The sequence below is a fragment of the Chryseobacterium jejuense genome, from assembly GCF_017877355.1.
GTDB classification, from domain to species: Bacteria; Bacteroidota; Bacteroidia; order Flavobacteriales; family Weeksellaceae; genus Chryseobacterium; species Chryseobacterium jejuense_A.
In genome coordinates this window covers 409,752-419,785 of record NZ_JAGIPR010000006.1, presented here as the reverse complement: position 1 = coordinate 419,785, position 10,034 = coordinate 409,752, and the positions used below count along the sequence as shown (strand labels likewise).

Sequence of the window (10,034 nt, the reverse complement as noted above, 5' to 3'; positions counted from 1 at the left end):
CCATGGAACCTACCTGGAGAAACTTAACAAAAATGGCCGGAATAGCAATGATAGACGGCTTAAGAAAGAAAGATTTTTAATTTAGTACCTCAATATATACAATGAGAAAAACAATTTTAATTACAGGATGTGGCAGCGGTATCGGACGCATGACTGCCAAATATTTCCAACAAAAAGGATGGAATGTGGTAGCCACTGTCCGCTCTAATCCGGAACAAGACACAGAACTTAACAGCTTGGATAATGTACAGGTCATAGCACTGGATGTTACCAAAGAAGATACCATTCAATCTGCCGTACAACAAGCCGTTGAACGGTTCGGAAAAATTGATGTACTCCTCAACAATGCAGGATATGGCTCTTATGGTATCCTGGAGGCAACCCCTGAACAGGCTATCAGAATGCAGTTTGATGTCAATGTAATCGGTACCCTGCTGGTAGCTAAAAATATCATTCCCATCATGAGAAAGCAAGGTGAAGGGACGATTATCAATATTTCTTCAATGGGAGGTAAAATTTCTTTCCCATTAGGGACGTTGTACCACGGTTCAAAATTTGCCGTGGAAGGGTTGAGTGAAGCCCTTTCGTTTGAATTGGAAGCCATTGGTATCCAGGTAAAAATGATTGAGCCAGGAATGATCAATACGAATTTTGAGGAAACGGTAATGCAGAATATGAATGTGGATCCTACCCAGACTGAGTATGCTCCATTCCTGGAAAAGGTAATGAAAGGAATGCAGCAGGCAGGAAGCCAGAATTCGGAGCCTATTGTAGTGGCTGAAAAAATCTATGAAGCAGCCACAGATGGTAAAAAACAGCTTCGTTACATTGCAGGGGCGGATGCAGAGAAAATTATAGAAGCCCGTAAGCAGCTGAATGACGAGAGTTATTTAGCCATGATAAAACAAAGTATGGGGTTATAATATGGAAATTTTGCAAGAACTCAGTATATGGACAAAAGGAGATGAGTTGCAAGGCAAAATAATGGTAGGCATAGGACTTGTTTTAGTACTGTGCCTGCTATTAGGCTTCAAATATGAAAATCCTTTATTAAAGGGGATGTTCATTCCTATTTGCCTGCTAACAGCTGCTTCTCTGGGGTATGGAAGTTTTATTACCTATTCCAGAACAAAACACCTCAAAACGCTTACAGAACAATACGGGAATAACCCAAAAGAAACAGTAAAAACGGCTTTGGGTAAAGCTCAAAACGACCATAAGATCTACATTATTCTAAAAATTGTTTGGAGTACTTTGCTTATTCTTTCTGTACTTATTTTTTTATTTACTGTAAAAGAATATTACAAAGGATTCATTCTCGGATTATTCTGTTTATTCGTTGGATTTTTATTGATAGAGACATTTTTACACAGCCGATTAACTCATTGTTTTGAAAATGTTTCACGACTTGATAAGCTATCCATTTTTTGATAAATCCTGGCGTCAGTGCCAACCGACCAAAGACATTTATATCAAACATAGGGTGGATTAAATATAATGTTTGTTCGGTTATAGGGATCAACTGTGATGATAATGGTTTTGATCTTCCCATAGTATAATTTCTGAGAATATTATTAAAAACTATTGAAAGAAGGACGAAACAAATTTTAAGTATATAAAACAGAAGCTTAAAATAATAACATGAAAAGTAAATTACTTTTTAAGGAAAATTTTATACTTTATCTTATTACAGCTGTTCAAAAGTCTTTACTCTCAATTTAAATTGTGATTTTTGATCAGAAGGCCTGTTGTTTTCGGAAATTATTACAACTAGTTATAAGGTGTAAGTTGCTGGTATTTATTGTATTGTGATTGTGTCCTTGTTAGTTTGAATTATGGTAAATAATTGAGCAATATTTCGGTGAATAATTATCTTATTTTAGATTTTTATAAATTATTATGTTAAATTATATAAAAGAGAAAAGGCAATTGGCCACTGATGAGATTGAATATGAGAAAAGTCTTTATTTTGATATTTATACTCTTGTCCTTGTATTTATTCTTTTCTGCAATGTTATACTTAATTTTTTCTTTTTAGATCAGCCAGTGTATAGTGGTATATTCTTCGGAATGGCTCTTTTTATGTTGTGCACACTGTTGTGGCCAGATAAGATAAGGTTTAACCGGTATCTTTTGATGCTTCTTTTCTGGTTTTTGGGATTGATTATTTTTTATTGCGATATAATAAGCGGAAACGGAGCTATGAATTATTTGTCATATATTTCTCTTACCATAGCAGTTGCGTTTTTTTTTGATTATGATAAGGATAAGTATATTATTTTTATATTGGTAGCCACTTATATCATATTTTTTTTAATCAATATCATTACAGACTATTCTATATTTTCACTTCTTCATCAAAATTTATCTCCTGTAAAGCTTTGGTATATAAGGGTCTATAAGGCGATGGAGATTTCCTTTTGTACTTTTGTTGGGATGTATATCATACATAGGAAAGAAAAAATGATCATAAAATATTATATAGAGAAGGAAAAGCTTAATGATTTTATAAAGAAAACGGACAAGATAAGCTCTTCCAACGAATTATATGAATTAGCGATGAGTAAAAACTCACTTTTTATTACCTATTTTAAATCTGAATTTCCTGAATTTTTTGAAAAGATTTTAAAAGTTTGCCCAAATCTCATTTCATCAGAACTGGAAATATGTGCTTTGTTAAAACTGAACCTGACTACAAAGGAAATTGCCATTGCAACTAATGCAACTATCCGTGCCGTGGAAAACAAAAAACATAGAATCCGTAAAAAAATTGATCTTCCTTCAGAAGCTGATCTGAATTTGTATATCATAAACTCCTTTTGAGACTTATTGATATTCAGTTTTTTATGGATTTTGAGTATAAGTGGGTAGGTTTGAAAGTAGATATGAAAAGAACCTTTTTAGCATTGGATGATCTTTTTATTTAATATTGCACTCATCTAGAAAATCAGATATAATTGTATTTTCTGAAATAAAACACAAATGTCTTAATATATAGCTGGGAATATTATTTTCCCAGCCCTCTCAGGAGGGATTATGACACATTTCTTAAAGAAATCGTATACAAATTAAAATTTATGCACAATGAAAAGAAACTATTATGCTTTAGGGATAACTTTTTTTTCCCTTTGTAATTATGCCCAAGTCGGTATTAATACAGCATCACCGGATCCTACAGTAATGTTAGAAATAAGGGGCCCCGGTAAAACTGATGCATCTTATATTATGAAACTGAATGATCTTGAAGAAGTTTCCTTTGCAGAAGGAGAATCTTATAATGTTCTTGGAGTGAATCAGGATTCTAAAGTTATTGCAACCAAGCTTTCTCTAGGTTACAGAACTTATGGTAATCATTTGTATGATGATCCCAAAACTTCAATTACCAATGGAAATGTTACAGGCACGAATAAACTTAACCCGCATTTTGGATGGTGGTACGCAGATGGAGTAGGTTATAGTGGTTATGGTTCGCAGGGAATAAACACAGGATTGGAAACCAATAGCGGGAGATGGATTTTACCTTATCAGAATACTTCAGGAGCTACCATTTCCAGTGTTTCAGAAAACTTTAATATAACCATCAATAATCTAAATTCATTTTCAGACAGTAGGGGAGCTCCTGTACAGAGTTGGCAGGGGCAATGGTCAGAAATATTCATCATAGAGGGTGATTCTCCTGTGGATGTATTTGTAACCAGTACACTTTCAGATGAGGCTATCAGAGAATCTCCGGCAGCATCACGAACCGGTTTACAGACTTGTCGGGCAAAATCATTAGGTCTGGTAAAGCTCAGCAGTCCCAGTTATAATGCAAGTACAGGTACTCTCGTAAATACAGCATCATCTAATGAACCTTATATTTCACTTAAAACATATAACGCTACTATGCCCAGAGTGCATTCTGGGAATTATTTCATATCTGGTGTTATCAGAAATGTAGATCCTGGTTATTATACTATTGTTCAAATGGAAAGGATGGATTGTTCAGATGAGAATTGGTTGGGGACTGGAGCTCCCAATGTAGAGATGGGATGGGATAGTATGCGTGCTGACACCCATGCATGGTCTTATAGCTTAGGAATATATCATGAATAAAAATACAATGAAAAAATAAATTATGAAAAAAAATATTTCAATAGTATTGCTTTCTCTTGGTTCAGCTGCTTTTGCTCAGATAGGAATAGGAGTTACAAATCCTCAGGAAATACTGGAGGTAAAAAAAAATACACCCGATACAAACATTTTGAAGCTGGACGATGTTCCCCGAACTGCAGGTTCCTCTGTTGCTCAGCTTTATATAGATCCTGAAGGTCATGTTTATGCCTCTCAGGGATTTAAAACTGCTAACCAGCAGGTGTCTACAATTTCTTGGTTTTCAAATGGCATTAATGGGATAGATTATGGCACATCTGGTGTGCAGAGGCCTGCGAAGCTACTGAGCTCTCCCACTTCAGTTTACCAGGACTTTCCTTCGGTTAGTTATAAAGAAAATATCAATGGAACTCTTCAGGATATAAATATAGATAATGTAAGTAAGATTGTATTTACAACTGCTACCCCCAATAAAAATGTTCCTTTTGTTTATTCCCTTTCTGCTCTGGATATCCCTTTAGGAGTAGATCCAAATACCAATGAACAGGAAAGAGATGGGAGATTAACAACAAGCGATTTTGTTTTAATACGAAATTTTCAGTTTGTAACAGCGGAAGTTTTTCTCGATGGCATTGCAACAGGTATTGTTGTAACAGATAAGGTATTCAAATCCCTGGATTGGCAAACTTATCTGTCGGGAGCTGTTATGGTCTCTGCACCGGGGGAACATGTCCTTACTCTAAAATATAAACTGATGAATAATGCACCCAGAGATCTTAATACTTATTCTTATAGTAATTTTAATTCAGGAAACCATTCCTGGACGCCTAGATTAATGTTGATGTCTTTATCAGGATGGGCAAAACCTTAATTAATTTTTTAAAAAACACTGAAATGAAACTATTAAAAAAAATCAATATAACTATGGCTGTGTTAATATCAGCTGTGTGTTCAACATTAGGAGCTCAGGTGTTGATGTCAAACGATCCGATTAGGATGAATAGCAATCCGTCAACAAATTTCGGGTTGGAAATTGACCCTAAAACTGGAGCTCTACCTTTAAAGATCACAAACTTTCCCTTTAAGAATGAGCCTACTCCAGGAAGCAGGCCTTTAATAATTGATGCGGAAGGAAAGGTAAAGAAGCTTAATATTGCAAAAGCTACGATATCAGATGTACTTTTTAAAAAGTGGAACGTAACAGATTATAATGATTTGCAGGCTGGAGTTTATACTATTTTACCGCCTTTCGGAGGTAAGCCTAATGCTGCATATAATGCCATTACAACCAATCTTACAGGATGTATGCATAGCGGTAGCAAAACAATTCCTTTGGTAGCCTCAGGTAGTGCAATAACCAATTGTAGTGATCTACCCAATGGAAACACCAAAATGTCCGGGTATGCAACTGTTCCCAACACAGATTTTAATCTAAGAGTTAATTTTAATCAGAAAGTATTCATTCATGCTTTTATTTTCGGACATGTTATCCCTACTTATCTTAATGGAACTTTATCAGTTGCTACTCCCAATTACGGATATACTACAGCTGCTGCATTGAATTCAAATTATAACAGAGAATGGCTAAATTCAGGTTCATTAACTGCGGACTGGGAGAATCATGGTGGTACATTATCTTATTCCGGAAAAAAAGATCGTCTCTATCAAAACGGAAGTGATGTGGATGGTTATGACCAGGGGGGGGCTATGGTGTTCTATGAAGTAATTTATTCTACAGATAGCGGAGCTACGTGGTCACACTCAGGAATCACATGCAATAATCGATATATTAAAGGGGTTCCTTTAAGAATAACATTGGCCGGCGGGGTAGATATACCAGCCAATACGGATGTTCAATTTAAAATTGTTTCCCATTACCGTTTTCCGTTTTATGCACAGCAAACAACTAACGCAGCGGCCAGCGGAGAGCTTAATGATAGCTTTAAATTCCTCATTAATTCAATTAATATCCTTGCGGAAAGCAAAAGACAAATTGATTTATAAGCGTATTCTAAAAGCTGGAAATACAAAGAATATTTATTCAACAAATTATATTGATTTGATATGACCACGGTTCTGAAAAAATCAAATGCTGTGGTCATTTTCCAGATGTAGAAATGCTATTTATAACAATACTTAAAAAACACTTGATTTGAATTTAGAAAATATAAATATTGGGGTATTAATTAAAGAAACAGTTGCACAGAGCGGGATAAATATGTCCCGTATCTGTAGTTTTCTCAAATGTTCTGAAGAAGAGGTTATCAGCATGTATAATGAGAAAAACTTGGATACCAATACATTATTGCGTTGGAGTAAGTTATTAGAGTATGATTTCTTCAGAATTTATTCCCAGCATTTAATACTTTATTGTCCGTTTAAAAAAGAACAAAATAAAAATGTAAACACTCAATTACCTCAATTCCGTAAGAACATTTATACTAAGGAGATGAGAGATTTTATCCTTGAAAAGATCAATAAAGGAGAAAAAACATGTAGTGAAGCTATAAATGATTATGGAATACCTAAAACAACACTATACAAATGGGTGAAAAAATACAACAATTAATGCCTAGTTCTAAAAGGATATATCACGATATCCTTTCTGATAAATATTCAGAGAGAATAAATGAATTTAAAAATTTTTTGGGCAGGCAGATAAGTTAATAGAAACCTTTAATCAAAGATACAGGTCCTACAGCACCAATGATATCTGTGAAATATTGTAATATAAGAAAAAGAATATCATAAATAAGTTGCAACTTGCCAATCATTTTAAACTGAGTAGAAATACGATTACAAAATTGAAAAAAATGTTCCGGTCATAGGTAATATAGACGGATATCAAAAAAATGTTAAATAAGCAACGTTTTATACAGAAAAAGGAGACTTTTTGAGTCTCCTTTCTTATACAAAATTTGTTTGTTGAGGATTACTTAAAAATTACTTTGTAAATTTGCCATTTTCACCTCCGGAACAGTCTCTTTTTACTTCAGTTCTGTTTTCACAAACAACAAAGCAAAGGAAATAAGTTTTTGTCACTTTATAAGTAACGTTACAATTTCCTTCTTTTACTGTAATTAGGGTGCATACTTGTCTATAGCATTGTGCTGTTTCAGTCTCTTTAATATTTAGTGTTTTTGCACTGATATTTGAGGTTCCTAATGCTGCAAGTAATAATCCTGCGAATAATGTTTTTTTCATCGTAAATGATTTTTAAAATGTTAATAATGAATGTTAATAATGAATGTTATAGTGTGTCTTGTTTTCTATAGAAATATAATTTTCGATCAGGCAGGATAAATTATTGAACAGGTATTGCAATAATATCAAACTGATCTGTAGAAGTAGCTCCAAAGGTTGCCCTTATTCCATTAGAGTCCGCAGTGTGGCAAAATACGTTACCAACCAGATTAACAGTATAGGTACCTTCTTTTAATATAATGCTTCTGTTTCCGTTCAGGTAAAAAAGACCAAAGGCATAGTTGTTACCACTATTGGTAAAAGGAATTCCGGAATCGATAATGTCCTTTGAGTTTAAAATCAGTTTAGCACCCACTTTTTTTGAAGTACCGTCCAAAAGAGTGCCTCCACTGGCTTTTCCTATATCAGAAGCGGAAATGTTATAGGAAAATGTAACCATTGATTTTTTAGACAGAGTAAAGGTTTTTGTTGCTAAAACTGGTGTTGTAGTTAGCTCCCCGTTTACGGCAGATATTGTACTGGTGATTGGTACAGCATCCAAACCATCGGCTCCGCTAATAACTTGGAAAGGCTGTGAAGGCATCCAGTTTACGGAACCTAGTACACCATTAGCATCAGCTACAAGAGTTTTAAGAGCTTTGAAAGACTGATCTTTATTAATAGACCTTGTTCCATCAGGTTTAGTATAGATCACATTTGAAGTTCCGTCTACCGGAAGCTCTCTTATTCTTTCTGTACCGTTAATGTCTAAAGTTTCGGTGGGAGTGGAAGTGCTGACACCTACACTATTGGACTGAGCGTAAAGTGAAATGCATAATGAGACAGCAAAAGCAGTCAATAATTTTTTGTTCATTTTATGTTGTTTTTTAGTTCGGTGTTCAACCTGTCTGCGATTAACAGCTCTACAAACCTACGTGTTTACATTTGCTATAGAAAATTTAACACAAGATGATTTATGAATATGTCCTATTTTTTTCGGAAAATATTTTTAATAAGAATAAATCAATCCAATAGGAATAATATTTTATTTAATTATTTGAATACTAAATGTTTAACCTTGATTAAATACGAGTTGAATTATGAAAAACTCACATTGTTCTTTTGCTTAGATCAATAGGTTATGATTTAATTTGTTAACACAAACACGACTAATGATAGAAAAAAAAAAATTGATTTTTTTGTTTTGTATACTCTCTTTTACAAGCTTAAAATCAATAAATGAATCCCAAATTGAAGAAGAAATTAAAAAGATTCAAAATCTTCCTGATAATAATCCCCATAAAATAATTGCTATCTCTACGGATATATATCGAATCGCGAGGAATAATGGGGACAAAAAAGGAATACTTACAATTAACAGCTTGCTTATTAATAAATATTGCGAGATTGGAAACTTTAAAAAAGCAATTGAAATATGTAATGAGATTGAAAAATTGGCTGGTAAAAATGATACAATACTGGTTAATTCTCATAGACTTAAAGCATCTGCTTATCTTGAGCTGAATGCTGATAATGAAAGCTTTCGAGAATTAAAAAAAGCCCTTAAAACTGCAGATAATCTAGAATCTCAAAATGATAAAAATTACATGAAAGCTCTTGTATATAAGGGTTTTGCAGCCTATTTCTCTCATGTGAATGCATCCATTGATTCAGTAATGTATTATCAGAATGAATGCCTGGAAAGTGCTATGAGTATTGATGACCATAAAGATTTTCAGGATAAAAAATACCAAACTTTGGCTGTTGCTTATATGAATTTGGGAATGATGAATATAGCTTTAGGAAATACTAAAGAAGCTATCAATAAATTGTCAAAAGCGCTGGGGATTTGTAAGTATGAAAAGTATCATATTCATAAAGACCTTGAAGTAAGTATACTCAATGAATTAGCATGGACATATTATGACCAGAAAAACTATGATAAAGCTGCACACTATGCAGCTCAGGCAGAAAGAGAAGAAAAAAGGGTTGGTATGCCTTATGTCCGCAGAGACGTTTTTGAAATTGCTTTTAAAACATATTCATCATTAAAAAAGAAAGCACTCGCAAGAAAATACACCAATCTTTACATTCAGCTCAATGACAGCCTTGTAAATGTAGAGAAGAATGTAGCTGATATCAATGGGGAAAAATCTATAATCAGAAAACAAGAGGATAACACGGAAAGGAAACAGAATAATATTGTAATCTGGATTACTCTTGCTATTCTTCTTCTTATAATCTGTATCGTTGTATGGAAAAAGTTATATAAACCTGATATTGCAGACGCAGGAAATAGTACAGCAGAGCCAAATGAACCTTTGAAAGTTTCCCATGAAAAAAATATACATATACCTGACTATACAACGAGGTCGATCTTGGATAAGCTTGCTAAATTCGAAAAATCTCAGAAATTTATAAAAAAAGATATAAGTCTCAGCTCTCTGGCCAGTGATCTTGATACCAATACGCGATATCTCTCAGCTATTATAAAGGAGCATAAAAAAAAGAGTTACAGTAGCTATATTAACGGACTAAGAATAGCTTATATTAAAACGAAACTTATTGAAGATCCTATTTATAGAGAGTATAAAATAAGCTATCTGGCTGATGAATGTGGATTTTCATCAAGAGAAGTTTTTGCTGTTACTTTCAAAAAAGACACAGGAATTACTCCTTCATACTTTATCAGCAGTTTAAATGATAAGTCTATACAGGATGGTCTTTCATTAGATTAATTCTAATGTTTTGACAAATAA

Annotated in this window: 10 protein-coding genes; 8 read left to right on the top strand and 2 right to left on the bottom strand. The window is 33.7% G+C overall.

Translation table 11 applies throughout. The features are described from left to right. Positions 1 to 101: 101 nt before the first annotated feature. From J2772_RS14990 to J2772_RS14960, 7 genes are all read left to right on the top strand, one after another. A complete protein-coding gene (locus J2772_RS14990; RefSeq protein WP_209918030.1) occupies positions 102 to 923 on the top strand; it encodes an SDR family oxidoreductase in 822 nt (273 codons plus the stop codon). Position 924: 1 nt separating this feature from the next. Beyond that, entirely contained in the window at positions 925 to 1,431 is a 507-nt protein-coding gene (locus J2772_RS14985; RefSeq protein WP_209918028.1) for a hypothetical protein, read from the top strand. Positions 1,432 to 1,899: 468 nt separating this feature from the next. Further along, positions 1,900 to 2,823, top strand: a complete 924-nt coding sequence (locus J2772_RS14980) for a helix-turn-helix transcriptional regulator (RefSeq protein ID WP_209918026.1) — start codon at positions 1,900 to 1,902, stop codon at positions 2,821 to 2,823. A gap of 261 nt (positions 2,824 to 3,084) precedes the next feature. Then, positions 3,085 to 4,095, top strand: coding sequence for a hypothetical protein (locus J2772_RS14975; RefSeq protein WP_209918024.1), 1,011 nt, complete (start codon positions 3,085 to 3,087; stop codon positions 4,093 to 4,095). A gap of 22 nt (positions 4,096 to 4,117) precedes the next feature. After that, complete coding sequence (locus J2772_RS14970) at positions 4,118 to 4,963, top strand: hypothetical protein (RefSeq protein WP_209918022.1); 846 nt, start codon at positions 4,118 to 4,120, stop codon at positions 4,961 to 4,963. Positions 4,964 to 4,986: 23 nt separating this feature from the next. After that, entirely contained in the window at positions 4,987 to 6,096 is a 1,110-nt protein-coding gene (locus J2772_RS14965) for a hypothetical protein (protein WP_209918020.1), read from the top strand. A 148-nt stretch (positions 6,097 to 6,244) separates the two neighbouring features. Beyond that, the gene (locus J2772_RS14960) at positions 6,245 to 6,661 is read left to right on the top strand and encodes a transposase (RefSeq protein WP_045495606.1); all 417 of its coding nucleotides are present in this window, start codon (positions 6,245 to 6,247) and stop codon (positions 6,659 to 6,661) included. A 374-nt stretch (positions 6,662 to 7,035) separates the two neighbouring features. Here J2772_RS14960 and J2772_RS14955 read toward each other — a convergent pair whose 3' ends face one another. Next, the gene (locus tag J2772_RS14955; protein ID WP_209918018.1) at positions 7,036 to 7,296 is read right to left on the bottom strand and encodes a hypothetical protein; all 261 of its coding nucleotides are present in this window, start codon (positions 7,294 to 7,296) and stop codon (positions 7,036 to 7,038) included. Between the two features lie 100 nt (positions 7,297 to 7,396). Then, on the bottom strand, positions 7,397 to 8,149 hold the full coding sequence (locus J2772_RS14950) for a hypothetical protein (RefSeq protein ID WP_209918017.1): 753 nt from the start codon (positions 8,147 to 8,149) through the stop codon (positions 7,397 to 7,399). A 325-nt stretch (positions 8,150 to 8,474) separates the two neighbouring features. Here J2772_RS14950 and J2772_RS14945 point away from each other — a divergent pair, with 325 nt between their 5' ends. After that, positions 8,475 to 10,013, top strand: coding sequence for a tetratricopeptide repeat protein (locus J2772_RS14945; protein WP_209918016.1), 1,539 nt, complete (start codon positions 8,475 to 8,477; stop codon positions 10,011 to 10,013). The last annotated feature ends 21 nt before the right edge of the window (positions 10,014 to 10,034 follow it).

What these genes read in the sequence shown, in the direction of transcription:
- J2772_RS14985 (WP_209918028.1), top strand. Translation starts at nt 925, where the DNA reads ATGGAAATTTTGCAAGAACTCAGTATATGGACAAAAGGAGATGAGTTG.
- J2772_RS14975 (WP_209918024.1), top strand. Translation starts at nt 3,085, where the DNA reads ATGAAAAGAAACTATTATGCTTTAGGGATAACTTTTTTTTCCCTTTGT.
- J2772_RS14990 (WP_209918030.1), top strand. Translation starts at nt 102, where the DNA reads ATGAGAAAAACAATTTTAATTACAGGATGTGGCAGCGGTATCGGACGC.
- J2772_RS14970 (WP_209918022.1), top strand. Translation starts at nt 4,118, where the DNA reads ATGAAAAAAAATATTTCAATAGTATTGCTTTCTCTTGGTTCAGCTGCT.
- J2772_RS14950 (WP_209918017.1), bottom strand. Translation starts at nt 8,149, where the DNA reads ATGAACAAAAAATTATTGACTGCTTTTGCTGTCTCATTATGCATTTCA.
- J2772_RS14955 (WP_209918018.1), bottom strand. Translation starts at nt 7,296, where the DNA reads ATGAAAAAAACATTATTCGCAGGATTATTACTTGCAGCATTAGGAACC.
- J2772_RS14965 (WP_209918020.1), top strand. Translation starts at nt 4,987, where the DNA reads ATGAAACTATTAAAAAAAATCAATATAACTATGGCTGTGTTAATATCA.
- J2772_RS14980 (WP_209918026.1), top strand. Translation starts at nt 1,900, where the DNA reads ATGTTAAATTATATAAAAGAGAAAAGGCAATTGGCCACTGATGAGATT.